Origin of the sequence: Mucilaginibacter sp. dw_454 (assembly GCF_018449775.1) — a bacterium.
In the GTDB taxonomy this organism is placed as follows: domain Bacteria; phylum Bacteroidota; class Bacteroidia; order Sphingobacteriales; family Sphingobacteriaceae; genus Mucilaginibacter.
The window spans coordinates 45,020-59,293 of record NZ_JAAVVB010000005.1; the positions used below are offsets into that span (position 1 = coordinate 45,020).

12 protein-coding genes are annotated in these 14,274 nt (G+C 44.4%); 5 read left to right on the top strand and 7 right to left on the bottom strand.

From position 1 onward, the window contains the following. The first annotated feature begins 289 nt into the window (after positions 1 to 289). Genes HB679_RS15360 through HB679_RS15370 form a run of 3 tightly spaced genes read left to right on the top strand, consistent with a single transcriptional unit; the run spans position 290 to position 3,646 of the window. Entirely contained in the window at positions 290 to 2,044 is a 1,755-nt protein-coding gene (locus HB679_RS15360) for a lactate permease LctP family transporter (RefSeq protein WP_214072897.1), read from the top strand. Between the two features lie 2 nt (positions 2,045 to 2,046). Next, positions 2,047 to 3,006 (top strand): D-2-hydroxyacid dehydrogenase, encoded by a 960-nt coding sequence (locus HB679_RS15365; RefSeq protein ID WP_214072898.1) that lies wholly within the window; start codon positions 2,047 to 2,049, stop codon positions 3,004 to 3,006. Positions 3,007 to 3,064: 58 nt separating this feature from the next. Beyond that, positions 3,065 to 3,646, top strand: a complete 582-nt coding sequence (locus HB679_RS15370) for a DUF4142 domain-containing protein (RefSeq protein ID WP_214072899.1) — start codon at positions 3,065 to 3,067, stop codon at positions 3,644 to 3,646. Between the two features lie 359 nt (positions 3,647 to 4,005). Here the strand turns inward: HB679_RS15370 and HB679_RS15375 are convergent, their stop codons facing one another. From HB679_RS15375 to HB679_RS15385, 3 genes are all read right to left on the bottom strand, one after another. Then, positions 4,006 to 6,219, bottom strand: a complete 2,214-nt coding sequence (locus tag HB679_RS15375; protein WP_214072900.1) for an ATP-binding protein — start codon at positions 6,217 to 6,219, stop codon at positions 4,006 to 4,008. 150 nt (positions 6,220 to 6,369) lie between these two features. Next, positions 6,370 to 7,188, bottom strand: a complete 819-nt coding sequence (locus HB679_RS15380) for an MBL fold metallo-hydrolase (RefSeq protein WP_214072901.1) — start codon at positions 7,186 to 7,188, stop codon at positions 6,370 to 6,372. A 49-nt stretch (positions 7,189 to 7,237) separates the two neighbouring features. Continuing rightward, the gene (locus tag HB679_RS15385; protein WP_214072902.1) at positions 7,238 to 8,251 is read right to left on the bottom strand and encodes a dipeptide epimerase; all 1,014 of its coding nucleotides are present in this window, start codon (positions 8,249 to 8,251) and stop codon (positions 7,238 to 7,240) included. A 236-nt stretch (positions 8,252 to 8,487) separates the two neighbouring features. Between HB679_RS15385 and HB679_RS15390 the strand changes: the two genes are divergently transcribed. Beyond that, positions 8,488 to 9,477: a hypothetical protein gene (locus HB679_RS15390; RefSeq protein ID WP_214072903.1), complete on the top strand. Its 990-nt coding sequence runs from the start codon at positions 8,488 to 8,490 to the stop codon at positions 9,475 to 9,477. On the opposite strand, the gene HB679_RS15395 is transcribed toward HB679_RS15390, so the two are convergent. Genes HB679_RS15395 through HB679_RS15410 form a run of 4 tightly spaced genes read right to left on the bottom strand, consistent with a single transcriptional unit; the run spans position 9,446 to position 12,953 of the window. Further along, positions 9,446 to 10,078 carry a rhomboid family intramembrane serine protease gene (locus HB679_RS15395; RefSeq protein WP_214072904.1) on the bottom strand — a complete coding sequence of 211 codons (633 nt, stop codon included), beginning with the start codon at positions 10,076 to 10,078 and terminating at the stop codon, positions 9,446 to 9,448. The two genes, HB679_RS15390 and HB679_RS15395, sit on opposite strands and share 32 nt — an antisense overlap. Then, on the bottom strand, positions 10,075 to 11,820 hold the full coding sequence (locus HB679_RS15400) for a M14 family zinc carboxypeptidase (protein ID WP_214072905.1): 1,746 nt from the start codon (positions 11,818 to 11,820) through the stop codon (positions 10,075 to 10,077). Before HB679_RS15400 ends, HB679_RS15395 begins: the two co-directional genes overlap by 4 nt. Positions 11,821 to 11,859: 39 nt before the next feature. Continuing rightward, on the bottom strand, positions 11,860 to 12,219 hold the full coding sequence (locus tag HB679_RS15405) for an MmcQ/YjbR family DNA-binding protein (protein ID WP_214072906.1): 360 nt from the start codon (positions 12,217 to 12,219) through the stop codon (positions 11,860 to 11,862). 2 nt (positions 12,220 to 12,221) lie between these two features. After that, on the bottom strand, positions 12,222 to 12,953 hold the full coding sequence (locus tag HB679_RS15410; protein WP_214072907.1) for a hypothetical protein: 732 nt from the start codon (positions 12,951 to 12,953) through the stop codon (positions 12,222 to 12,224). 70 nt (positions 12,954 to 13,023) lie between these two features. Here HB679_RS15410 and pepT point away from each other — a divergent pair, with 70 nt between their 5' ends. Beyond that, on the top strand, positions 13,024 to 14,274 hold the full coding sequence (gene pepT / locus HB679_RS15415; RefSeq protein ID WP_214072908.1) for a peptidase T: 1,251 nt from the start codon (positions 13,024 to 13,026) through the stop codon (positions 14,272 to 14,274).

Sequence of the window (14,274 nt, forward strand, 5' to 3'; positions counted from 1 at the left end):
ATAGTGTTTTGCAAAAACAGAGTGAAACAAAATGAAACAGCATTTATGACTTTTAAGTCTTTTTTTGTTTCACTAGGTTGTTCGCTATAGAAGCCGTCATTGCGGGGTAAGAGGTAATCTCTACACGATCGGTTAACGACATTATCCGCTGGCGCGCAGAGATTGCTTCGTACCTCGCAATGACGTAATGGAGGTCTATAACAACGCACAAAGCATTTAAAAAACATTTAAATCACTATAAATGCGGTTATTCCCAACAATCCATTAAATTTATGTCAACCAATTATCAATGACCTGGATCCAGCCTGTTAATCCATTACGTAACCTTACGCTCTCGGCATTGGTGGCGATGCTGCCGGTGCTGGTAATATTCTGGGCACTTATCATCAAAAAAACCAAAGGTTATAAGGCTAGTTTAATGGCTTGCGGGGCGGCGTTTATTATTGCCACCACGGTTTATGGCATGCCGGTTAAGCTGGCAGCATTATCGGTGTCCAACGGCGCTATCTATGGCTTTTTCCCCATCTGCTGGATCGTTATCAGTGCGGTATTTTTGTTTAATTTGACGGTTAAAAGCGGAAAGTTTGAGATCATCAAACATTCAATGGCGTCTATCACTGCCGACAGACGCCTGCAGGCTATGCTTATCGCTTTTTCGTTCGGCGCGTTTTTAGAAGGCACCGCGGGCTTTGGTGCGCCGGTGGCCATTACCGCCGCTATGCTGGTTGGTTTAGAGTTCGACCCGATGTATGCAACCGGACTTTGTTTGGTGGCTAACACCGTACCTGTTGCATTTGGTTCGGTGGGGATACCTATTGCCGTAGCATCGCAAGTTTCGGGGCTTTCAGAAATGCAGATCTCGCAGATGATAGGCCGTACTTTGCCTTTACTTTCTTTTATAACGCCGTTGTACCTGGTGATGCTGATGTCGGGTTTTAAAAAGTCGATGGAAGTTTTGCCGGCCATCCTGGTATCAGGCGGGTCGTTCGCCATACTACAGTTTGTCACCTCAAATTTTGTTGGCCCGGCGCTGCCGGATATTATCGCCGGTATCGGGTCGATTATTTGTTTAGTGACATTCTTAAAATTCTGGAAACCCGCTACTATATGGCGCTTTGCCAATGAACGCTCGCCGCTAAGCATCGTACGAGATAGATATACTTTAAACCAGGTGGTTACGGCCTGGTCGCCTTTTCTGTTTTTAACGGTTGTCATCCTTACCTGGGGTTTGCCATCGGTAAAAGAATTTTTGAACGTACATGGGCAACTGCAATTTGCTTTCCCGGGCCTTAATAATACTATTGCCGACGCAAAAGGCATCCCTATCCCGCATATCTTCAAATTTAATTATCTCTCGGCAGCCGGTACCGCGGTTTTGCTGGCGGGACTAGTTGCAGTACCGGTAGTTGGCCTAACTTATCGGCAGGCGCTAACCGTTTTTGGCGACACGATGAACCAGCTCAAATTCCCCATCATCACCATTATGTCGGTATTGAGCTTTGCCTATATCCTGAATGATTCGGGCATGACCACAACTATAGCATTGCTGCTGGCTAATACCGGCCCCTTATTCCCGTTCTTTGCGCCGATATTGGGCTGGCTTGGTGTTTTTATTACCGGGTCAGATACGGCATCCAATGCCTTATTTGCTAAACTACAATATGTCACCGCCACCAATATCCAGGTAGCGCCGGTAGTTACCGTGGCCGCCAATTGCTCGGGCGGGGTGGTTGGTAAAATGATCTCGCCGCAATCTATAGCCGTGGCTGCCGCAGCCGGCGGCTTGATAGGTAAAGAGTCGTCATTATTTAGGTTTACTATTAAACACAGCTTTATTTTACTGTTTTTTATCTGTTTGCTGGTTTTGGCGCAGGCTTATTTATTTAAGTGGATCATCCCATCGCCACCGGCAAATAAAATAAATGGCGTAACTTTAAATTCGGGATTGCCCGGTTATGTTTGGTTGATTTTAACGGCAACAATTATCGTCGTTTTTATCAGCCTGATCAAAATCGGCACCAATAAAACCCGGACTGAAAGCTAAATATGAAAATAGTAGTTCTTGATGGTTATACTTTAAATCCCGGCGATCTTTCCTGGGATGCCTTAAATGTTTTAGGCGAGGTGACGGTACATGACCGCACGCCATACGATCAGATAGCTGCGCGATGTGCCGGCGCCCAGGTTGTCCTCACCAATAAAACTCCGCTGGATGAAGCAACGCTGGCGCAGTTGCCAGATTTGAAATATGTAGGCGTATTGGCAACGGGCTATAACATTGTGGATACTGCCTATTGCAAACAGCATGGTATTGTGGTGAGTAATGTACCGGGCTATGGTACCAACGCGGTGGCGCAATTTGTATTTGCTTTGCTGCTGGAGCTTTGCCTGCATGTGCAAAAACACAGCGATGCGGTGCTGGAGGGCAAATGGGTAAAATCAGTTGATTTTTGTTTTTGGGATTTTCCGCTCATTGAGCTGGCTGGTAAAACGCTGGGTATTATCGGCTTTGGCACTATCGGGCAAAAAGTAGCCGACATAGCCGCCGCGTTTGATATGCAGGTGATTGCGCACAGCCGCACACAGACCGATCAATCGCATAGAAAAAACTTTAAATGGGTGGAGATGGATGAGTTGTTAAGCCAATCAGACATGATCAGCATTCATTGCCCGCTTACGCCCGAAACGCAGGGCTTGATCAACACCGAAAATCTTCGCAAAATGAAGCCATCGGCTTTTCTGATCAATACATCGCGCGGGCCAATTGTTAATGATGCCGATCTGGCCCATGCTTTGAATAATGGCGTGATAGCAGGGGCAGGTATCGACGTACTATCCAAAGAACCACCACCGGCGGATAACCCCATCTTTAAAGCGAAGAATTGCATCATTACGCCGCACATTGCCTGGGCGGCAAAAGAAGCCCGTGCGAGATTGATGGGTATCGTAACAGACAACTTAAAAGCTTTTATAGCGGGCCAGCCAACTAACGTTGTAAATAAATAAATTTCCTGAAACATATTAACTAACAGGGGGTTTACTTAGAAAGAAAATAAGTAAACCTATGAAAAAGTTAAGTTATGTATTAATGGTAGCAGCAGCCGGAATGTTATTCCAGGCCTGCCACAGTACTACAAAAGACAGCACCGCCGAGGCAGATAGCGTAAACAAAGTAAAAGACACTACTACCACCGCAAAAACGGGTATTGCGGTTGTTGCAGATGATGCAAAATTTGCGGTTGACGCAGCCAACGGCGGTATGACCGAGATTGAGTTGAGTAAACTGGCTACTACAAAAGCAACTAATGCCGATCTGAAAAAATTTGCTGATATGATGATTATGGATCATAGCAAGGCCGGCGATGAGTTAATGGCTATAGCTAAAACCAAGAATATTACTTTGCCGGATTCGGTTAATACCGACTCTAAAAAAGCAATTGCTGATCTGTCTGCAAAAACAGGTGCCGATTTTGATAAAGCTTACACAGACAAAATGGTAGCCGACCATAAAGCTACCGTTGATATGTTTGAAAAAGCATCAAAAAACCTGAAAGATAGCGACTTAAAAGCCTTTGTTGATAAGACAATACCGACCATAAAGGGCCATTTGGACAACATCAATAAGATAAAAGCCGGCATGAAATAGGCTAAAAGACAATGTTTTGTGAAAAAGCGTACGTTGAGGTTAAGGCCAAAATGTATGCTTTTTTTATTTTGGAGAAAATGATCCGAAACTTTGAGGATAACTATTTAAGTTTGAGTATTGATTGTTTGGCAGAATAACATTTGGTAAAATGAAAAATAAATTATTTTAAAATTTATTCTAGTTAGTACATAGGATTATTTACCTTTGTGGTCTTGTTACAATCGGACTAAACCAATTCGTTCTTTATGAGAATAATGAGATCAGTTAATTTTAGAAGGAGAAGTTTTAGCGGACTTCTCCTTTTTTTAACACTCATGTTTTCTTAGCGACTTTAAAGGCCAACCCCCACCCACTTTCTTTTAAACCGCATTTGTGCTTAATAGCGCGTCGTATAATTTATCTATTTCAACAGGTTTTCTTAAAAACCCGTTAAAGTAAGAATGATATTCACTTTGATATTCGGCGGTTACGTCGGCCGTCAGGGCAAATATCGGTGTTTTATGATTTGGGTTAGCGGTATCTGTAATGATGGCCTTAGTAGCCTGAAAACCATCCATCTCAGGCATGTGGATGTCCATTAAAATAAAATTGAACGCACCCTGTTTAGATTTGGCTACCGCCTCTAAACCATTCTTAGCCAGCTCAACCTTGATTTTCCAATTTTTTAACAGCTTACCAATAACCATAGCGTTAATCACATTATCCTCTGCAAGTAATACGGTACGGCCATCTAAATTGTCGCTATACTTTGACAATACCTTGTCCGGTACGTCTGTGCGTTTAAATTTAATCTCAAAGTAGAAGCTCGAGCCTAACCCTTCTTTGCTCTTTACAAACACATCGCTGCCATGCAGTACCACCAGCTTTTTAACAATAGCTAAACCCAGGCCTGAGCCACCTTGCTTACGGGTAGTAATAGATTGCGGCTGCGAGAAACTTTCGAAAATATCCTGAAGATAAGCAGGCGGAATACCTATACCGGTGTCATTAACCGTAAAACGCAAACTGTCTTCGTAATCAACAGAATTGGTTTTTTCCACCAGTACCTCAATGTCGCCGAAATAAGTGAACTTAATAGCATTGGTGATCAGGTTGCCCAATATTTGCGCAATCTTGTTCTCATCCATGTCGTACGATTTGGCCACATGCGCATCAATCCGGAAATTAAGGCGCAGGCCTTTTTCGCGGGCAAGGCTATCATAGGTTTTCTTAATGTTATCCAGCAGCAACCTGAAATTGGTTGGCCTTAGCTCGAAGTTGGCTTTGCCGGCCTCCAGTTTGGTAAAGTCAAGAATATCGTTAATTAATAACAACAAGCTGTTTGACGCAAAACGCAGTGCGTTAATCAACTCCTGTTCTTCTTTATCGGGACGATCGGCCAACAACGACGAAATGGTGATCACTGCGTTTAACGGTGTACGAATCTCGTGGCTCATGGTCGACAGGAATTCCTGTTTCACAATCGCGGTCTGCTCGGCAATATTCTTTTTCTCAATGATCTCTGCTTTTTCCAGCTGTAGTTGCGCCTCTTTTTTAACCGCCTCCATTTTGTTAATGAGGTCGTAATTTTCTATCACCTTTAAAGTTTGCGCATTGATCACACTTTCGCGCTCCTTAAGATATAGCTCCAGGGAATTGAGTGCTTTTATGGGGTCGCCTTCCAGTTTGTAGATCTCGTAAAACAAGTGGTAGCACTTAAATTTCACCATAGAAAGGTGATAAACGGTGCTAAATTCTAAACCTTTTTCAAGTTCTATCTTTGCCTGGTCCAGCTTGTGCATCGCTACATATAACGATGCCAGTTTATGGTAAGCCATACCCAAACCCAGGGTCTCGCCCATTTCCAGGTGAATCTTCACCGACGCAGTTAGGTCCTCTTCGGCTTCGTCAAACCTTTTTTGTGCGATGTAGACTTTGCCCCTGCCGTAATAAGCAAATGCCAGGCCGCGTACATCGCCGGTTTGTTTTTTGATCTCCAGCGACCGCTCAATAAGTACGGCAGCTTTTTCTATATCGTGTTGTTTCAGGTAAATGCCTGATAGCGGATTATAAGCGTTGGCCTCCAGATTTAAGTCGCCCACTTGCTTGGCCGAAAAAATGGAATCCTCGTAAGCTGTGATGGCATTCTTTTCGTCGCCAAAATATTCATAGATGGTACCTAGTGATTTATGCGAACGCGCCAGGTTGTGATGATCATTAAACTTACGGTAGGTATTAATACAATCAACCAAATTAACCAGGCCCAGGTGATAATTGTTGGTTTTGTAGTGTACGCCTGCAATATTGTATTTGGCATCGGCAATACCTTTTTCGTCGCCCAGGGTTTCGTAAAGCCTTATGCTTTCGGCCGACATTTCGAGCGCCTGATCATACTCGCCCAAAATCATAGAAAACAGGGCCGAATGGCTCAGGCTTTTAGCAATTAAGCACGATTCATTCAAGTTTCTGCTACTGGCAAGCGCCTGTGCGGCTAACTCTGTACTGCGTTTTAAATTGTAGGTCCGGCAGGCATACGCCTCGTCTAATAACGACGAGATATGCGTTTTTTCAGTTTGCTGCGGGGTTAACTTCATGCCTACAATACGGCCAAAAAGCCGCGGGGGTTTATCGAGTTTAAATAATCAGGAACTAAAGTGGTGTATACTAGTACTAAAGCTACGAATAATTTAAACAATGTTGTAACACAGAGTAAACAATTGTGATAATTAAGAAATCTAAATGGGCTAAAACAAACTGGTTTGAAGATTTACCAGCGGGGCATAGGTACTAACCGCCGAACCGCTGATGTGATACAATGCGGTTTCCTGGTAACGCGAGGCAACTACAATTTCGGCGCCACGGGCATGGGTATTAAATAGGTTATATACCAGCGCAGGGTCGTTATTGTCTTTAGACAGATGCGCCAAAAACAGGTGGCTCATATAAGCGGGCTTATAATCCATAAACAAAGTAAGTGCTTGCTTATTGGATAAGTGCCCTTTGCCACCACGTATCCGACGCTTTAAATGATACGGATACCTGCCGCTCTCCAGCATTTCTTCGTCATAATTAGCTTCGAGGAAGGCAGCATGACATTGTTGAAAATGTTGCACCAGGTTTTCGCATACGGCACCAAGATCTGTAAATACACCAACTTTAACCTCGCCGTAAGCCACGGTAAAACTATGCGGATGCGCAGCATCGTGCAGTTTCAAGAAAGCTGTGATTTGCAAATTGCCGATAGTGATGGGTGTTTCGGCAATAAAGTCGGCAACCAAATCCGGGTCCAATGTCAAACCGCCATGGGTCATGGTGAGCTGGGTAATATAAACCGGCAGCTGATACTTTTTGGCGATAACCGTTAACCCGCGAATATGATCAGAATGCTCATGCGAGATAAAAATGGCCTTCACCTTGCGCATAGATAAACCCAGGCGGGCCATGCGTGTTTCGGTTTCGCGGCAGGATATGCCGACATCAATCAATACAGCCTCGTCCTTGTTACCAACGTAATAACAATTACCATTGCTTCCGGAATTTAACGAGGCTACAAACAAAGACATTCTACAAATTAACCGGTTTTTTACTGATGAAAGAAGTTTAACTCTAAATTTATTTTAGCTGTAAGCCAAGCCCGGGGCCGTGGCTTAATTGATATTTTCCGTCGATAAGTTGTGGTGTTTGGTATGGATTGTTAGTCGTGAGAAACGGGCCGTCAATATCTGCCCAATCGCATTGCGGGGCAAGAGATGCTGCCGCCAATGAGGCGCAACTGGTTTCGCTCATGCAACCTATCAGCACCTTCATATCCAGCTCGCGGGCTTTATCAATCATCCGCTTGGCCTCGTGTATCCCTGCCGATTTCATGAGTTTGACATTAATGCCGTGATAAACGCCCTTAGCTTTCTCCACATCGGCAAAACGTTGTACAGACTCATCGCCAATAATAGGCAGTGGGCTGCGTGCTGTTAGCCAGGCGTTGCCCTCAGGATCTGTTTTTAGCATGGGCTGCTCAATTAAAACTACGCCCTGCTCCTGCAGCCAGTGGATCAGTTCGAGGCTTTGCACACGATCGGTCCAACCCTGGTTGGCGTCTACATAAATCGGCACGTTGGTAACCGAGCGGATGATATTGATCAGCTCTTTATCATTATCCCGCCCAAGCTTTACTTTGATCACCTTAAAGCCGGCGGCTTCTTTAACTTTCTGCAAAAAAACCCCGGGCGTATCAATGCCGATGGTATAACTGGTTGGCGGCATTAAAGCAAGATCGCTGCCCAGAATCTCCCAGCAGGGTTTGCCGAGTAGTTTGCCCCTCAAATCATGCAGAGCGATATCGATTGCCGCTTTTATAGCCGGATTGCCTGGCGCTAAGCTATCCAGGTATTCCATAATCGCCCCAAAATCAAACGGAAAATTAAACTGATCAACATCTATCTTAGATAAAAAAGTCGCGGCACTTTCAAAACTTTCGCCCATGTAAGGCACCATGGATGCCTCGCCGTAACCGATACATCCCTGATGCTCTAGCTGCACCAACATAATTGGCGTGACCGTGCGCGAGAATTTGGCAATGGTAAATGGGTGCCTTAGCGTAAGCTCAAAGGGTTGATAAGTCAGTTTCATGTTATAATACAAAAGCTAAAATACTCTTTTTAAAATGATGGCTATCTTAGCGGCTTAATTTAGCACGCGGTTGACTCACCCGGTCTTTGCTTCGCTCGACCACCCTCTCTTCGCCTTCGGCGGAAAGAGGGGGTTTAAATGGAGAAAAAATAACCCTCTTTCCGCCGAAGGCGAAGAGAGGGTCGCGCTCGAAGAGCCGCGGGGTGAGTCAACAACCATGCTTATAAAATAAATTCATGCCTGTAACTCCGTACGAGCCGTTTACCTCGGCTAATTTTAGTAATAAGCTTTGCTTTTTAACCGGGCAGCAGCTCAATAGCCAGGAGGAATTGATCCAGGTTTTCCCGCAATGGTTGATGAGCCTTTATGGGCTGGAAGAAAAACCTTTCAAGATGCTTGACGAGAGTATGGCAACTTACAAGGATATCAAATTACCTTGCTCGGCTGCAGTTAATGAGGCTTACCTGGAGCCTTTGGAGAAGGAGATCGCTGCGGCTTTTGCTTCAGGCTACGAAGCGGTTAAAGCGGTTGATGAGCTTAAGCTTTTTCAATGGGCGGGCAAATTATTGTATGGGATAATTTTTAATGAGATCCAGGCGGGTATCAGGCAGCAGGCGGCACAGGGCGAAGAATTTAATATTTCGCAATCCATCATTCATAAATTCAGCAACCTGCATTTAATGTTGCAGACGCTTAACCTGCCTGTATTTCTGGAAGGTTTTACGCCCTACAGCATCTTTTTGTTTAAGGTGGAGAATAACGAGGCAGAGTTTGGCTATCGCGATGAAATCAATACGCTTACATTTTCATTGCGGATCAAAGATTTTGGACTGATCATTTGCTTCCAGGACAACGGGGCCAACAAGCAATATCATAAAGAAACATTAGATAAGATTGGTGGCAATACCTTACACCCTATCCAGTTCGAGGAATTTAGCGGGCGTGTATTTTACTCGGCTTATTTGTTTAACCGCCTGCCCGAATATACTTTGTTGCCGGTAAATGATGAGCTGTATATAGAGGCAGAGCCGCTGCGCGGGATGAGCAGCAAGCCGCTTTTTGACGATTGGATCAATAAGATCTACGGCCAGGTATTAGAGAGTTTCTGGAAAAACTGGGGTTTTCTGTTGTTGGAGATCATTAAAAACCCCGAAGAGCCGATGAGCTTTTTGTTTGATGCCAAAGGCAACTTTATTAATGCAGCAACGATCGAACTCCCTCACTAACACTATGCACAAAAACCGGCGCCAGGCCCGGGTTAAGTATCAAGGTTATTGCTACACCACACAAAGCGCCAAATAAGTGAGCGTCGTGATTAATGTTATCGCGGGAGTACTTTGAGGCAAAGTGGCAATAAACCAGGTACAGCACACCAAATAGAATTGCCGGGATCTGGATAGGCAGCGGGATGATCATCATCATAACCATTGGCTGGTACATAATAAAGCTAAATACCACTGCGCTGATGGCTCCCGATGCGCCAAGGCTATGATAATGATAGTCGTTTTTGTGTTTGGCAAGCGTTGGCAAATCACTCAAAATTAAGCTGGCTACATATAGCAGTGCAAATTGCCAATGTCCTATCATTCCCTCTAAGGCAAAAGCAAAGAAGTAATAAGACAGCATATTAAAGGCCAGGTGCATATAATCGCGATGGATGAGGCCACTGGTTAACAGCGTATATACCCGTTCTTTGCGATAGACACTATACGGGTGAAACATCATCATGCCAAACCACTCAGGGTTACTGAAGGCCATGATGGAGGTAATCAGTGTTAAAACAAATATAAAAGACGCTACCGGGGCAAGATGAAGATATTCTATCATTTTAAATCAAGTTTGGCGTCCGTTAACAGGCGGGCCACCGGGTAGCGAAGATAGGTTTTTTCGAAATAAGGCGAATTGCGATACACAAAATTTAACTGTGCCGACGCGCTTTTGGCCAGTGTGGCATCTTTTGCTTTAGCTTCTTCCAGTTTTCGGCGCAGTTCGGGTTGTTTTTTTAACAGATCGGCGGCTACATCCTCAAAAACGTAAGGCGAGTAATATTCCTTCTCGTCAAATATCGAATCAAAAAAGTTCCAGGCAAAGTAAGAGTCGACACCTTGCGGCTCCAATGTCTCCACAATAAAGCGGTTAAGAGGCTGATTAACATACACCACATAATCGCCCGCGTAAAACTTAATTTTCATGTCGGTTGGGTTAAGCTTGACATCACTATGCGGATAATGTCCCTCGTAAGGGCGTTTAGGCGTCTTGCTATCCACAATGTAGTACATCTGCACATCAAGGGTGGTATCATGCGCTAATGGCCGCATAGCTACTTTATTGAGCTTATACAGATCAATGACCTTACCCCAGGCTTGCGGAATGATATAGGCGACAGGCTTATCGGCAGTAACAGTTGGCAGATAGTTATCGTAATATTTAATGGTTTTGGTAAAAGGTTTGCTGCGGTCGTAGTATAAACGTGGTAAGCCACTTACTTCGCTGGGTTTATAACCGGCGGTAAAACCATTGAAACTTAGGTGGTCGTAGTGTATCGTATCGGGTTCCCAACTTAAGGCAAAGGTTTTTTGCCGGCTCACCTGCGCATCGGCCCGGGCCTTTAGCTCACCAATCTGTTTGGCATCGCGCTGCACAATATCTACCAGGGCCTGCATAAAATCATAGGTAGCATACACGCGTTTATCAAAGGCTTTCAGCATATGGGTTTCGGTAATATAGCTGATGATGTTATGTTGCGATGTATAACCGGTAGCAAAGCGCGGTGTTTCCAAAAAACTCACAATGCCAGAGTCGGGGATATTTTCTTCGGCCTCGACATATGGCGTCATTTCAAAACCGCTTTTTTTCATCCGGCGATACAGCTCAGGCGATAAGGTTTCAGAGGTATACTTAGCCAAAACAGGTGTCTGCTTGTCCTTCTGCGTTTCAATCAATGTCATCACATACTGATAATCGGCGCCATCGCTGGTATGGTTATCCAAAAAAACTTCGGGCTTCCAGGTATTGATAATCTGCTCAAGCGCTAAAGTATTGCGACTATCGGCCTTGATAAAATCGCGGTTAAGATCCAAATTGCGCGAATTGCCGCGGAAGCCATAAGAAACTGGTCCGTTTTGATTAATGCGGCTAACGCCACGATTTAAACTGCCATCAATATTATACAAAGCCACCAGGCAGATCACCACATTTTTGGGCAAGGCATTTTTTTTAAGCAGGTAGCGGGCAAACATCATGCTGGCGTCAATACCTTCCGGCTCGCCGGGATGGATACCGTTGTTGATTAACAACACACGTTTGTTTTGCTTTTTGATCAACGCCGGATCAAAAATTTTATCGCGCGATAAAACCACCAGCGTTAAAGGCTTGCCAATATCGGTAGTGCCATAATTGATTAGTTTTAACTGCGGATTGGTTTTGGCCAAAGCCGTATAATAACTAATAACCTGGCTGTAAGTAGCTGTATAGTTTTTATCCTTACTTAGTTCGAAAGGCGTTAATTGAGCTTTAACAACGGACGCGTATGCCAGGCAAGCAGCCAGGCCAAACAGAAGTTTCTTCATAAAATTTTAAGCAAATAATTGCGCCCTTTAAGGTAAGGATTATTGAGACGCGCCGGTAATTTCGGCTTGTGTTTTTTTAGGAAGGCCCTTAACCACTTCATGGTACGAATGATCAATCATATCCAGCAATTGTTTGCGGGTAAGGGTGCCGGTCATGTGCACGGTGTTCCACATTTTTTTATTCATGTGGTAGCCCGGCTGTACTTCGGGGTGTCGCTCGCGCAATTCCTGGGCCAGTTCGGGGTCGCATTTAACGTTAAAACGATCGGCTTCATCGAGGTCTATCAACAGAAATAATTTGCCTGCTACTTTAAAAACCAAGGTTTCTTCGCCAAAGGGAAAACCTTCGGTAACTGCCGGTTTTGCCAGGCAGTAGTCGCGTAGTTCTTCAATATTCAAGGCTAATTAATTCTTTTATCATAAACACTTGTAGGCCCAAAGTTTACCTTTACCCCGAACTGTATCTGGCGATACTGATCCGGCGAGTTGTTTTTGAAAACGCCTGGCGGGTCGGTGTAGCCATCCAGTTCCTCGTTAAAAGTAACGGTATGCACGTACTGTATATTTAAACCAATAAAGGGTTCTCCGTATGAGTTGTAAATTTTAAACTCATATCCAAAGCGGATAGGAACAGCGAAACTTATGCTATTATCCTTCCCCGGGAAACGATAGGTACCCACAGGATACAGGGTAGAGGCGTCAAGGTTATAACGTTGTATAAACTTCATCTTGTTCATGATAACACCCATGCCTGTGCCCGCATAAAAATCTTTTACGGCGCTCAAGAAAGCGTTGTCTTCATAATCAACCATTTCGCCTATAGAGTAGTCCACATGTGCAAAAACAGCCAAATATTGGTTATCAAATTGTCGCTTACTGGGGTCGGTAACAATGCTGCCTCCAGAAAGCTCGCCGCTTTGAATTTCCAGGCCGATAAGCATATAAGGCGTATAGTTATAATAGCCAACAACATCAAAGCTTTTACCCTGGTTAACTTTTTTTACGTCGACATAAGGTTGATTTATTCCGGCAAAAACGCCCAGGCCCCATTGGGCATAGTTATAACTATCCTGAGCATACACAACAGTTTCGGCAAAAACTAAAATGAAAAAAAGTATAAGTTTTCTCAACATCAAATAATAAGCAACCCTTACAAGTTATTAATTTAGCGCTATATTCCAAAAAACACTGCACCACAAATATATGAACTTTAAACTGTCTGATTTTACCGTTACAGAACGTTTTTTACGTTATGTAAGTATAGATACGCAATCAAATCCTGCTTCAACTAGCTATCCATCAACAGAAAAGCAAAAAAACCTGGGCAGACTGCTGGTGCAAGAGCTCTTAGAGATAGGTATTGCTGATGCCCACCTGGATGAGTTTGGTTACGTTTATGCAACCATTCCATCTAATACCGATAAGCAAAATGTACCGGTAATTTGTTTTTGCTCGCACATGGATACCTCGCCCGATTGCAGTGGCGAAAATGTGAAGCCCATCATCCATAAAAATTATAATGGCGAGGATTTGGTGCTGCCCGATGACCATACCCAGGTATTGCGAAAAAACGAACATCCCGACTTAAAAAATCAGTTGGGCAATGACATTATAACCGCCAGCGGCATCACTTTATTGGGGGCCGATAATAAAGCCGGTGTTGCCGAGATCATGGATGCCTGCTACCAGTTGGTTAAGCACCCGGAGATAAAACACGGCGACATCAGGATTTTATTTACGCCAGATGAAGAAATAGGCCGGGGTGTTGATAAGGTAGATATTAAAAAACTGGGTGCATATGCCGGTTATACCATTGACGGTGAAAGCGCCGGCAATATGGAAAACGAAACCTTTAGCGCCGATGGTGCACGACTAATTATCAATGGTGTAAGCTCGCACCCGGGTTTTGCCAAGGACAAAATGGAAAGCGCCATTAAAATAGCCTCGATTATTGTAACCATGTTACCGTTCGAGCTATCGCCAGAGAATACGGACGGTATGGAAGGCTTTATACACCCGGTAGGTATTAGCGGCCATGTAGAGCAGGCCACGGTTGATTTTATTATTCGTGATTTTGAGGCTGATATGTTGGTAAGATATGCCAACGAGATCAGGAAGACGGTAGAGGAGGTTTTGGAGGATTTCCCTAACTCAACCTATGAGCTGCAGATCAAACAACAATATCGCAACATGAAACAGGTGTTGGAGCAACAGCCCGAAATTGTGGCGTATGGCATGGAGGCCATCAAGCGTGCAGGGCTAGCTGCCAAACTATGCAGCATTCGCGGTGGTACCGATGGCTCCCGCCTTTCATTTATGGGCCTGCCTTGCCCTAATATTTTTGCGGGTGAACACGCTTTTCATGGCAAGCAGGAGTGGATTTCTGTACAAGATATGCAGAAGGCCGTAGAAACCATAGTGCATTTGGCGGCTATTTGGGAAGAAAAGGCTTAG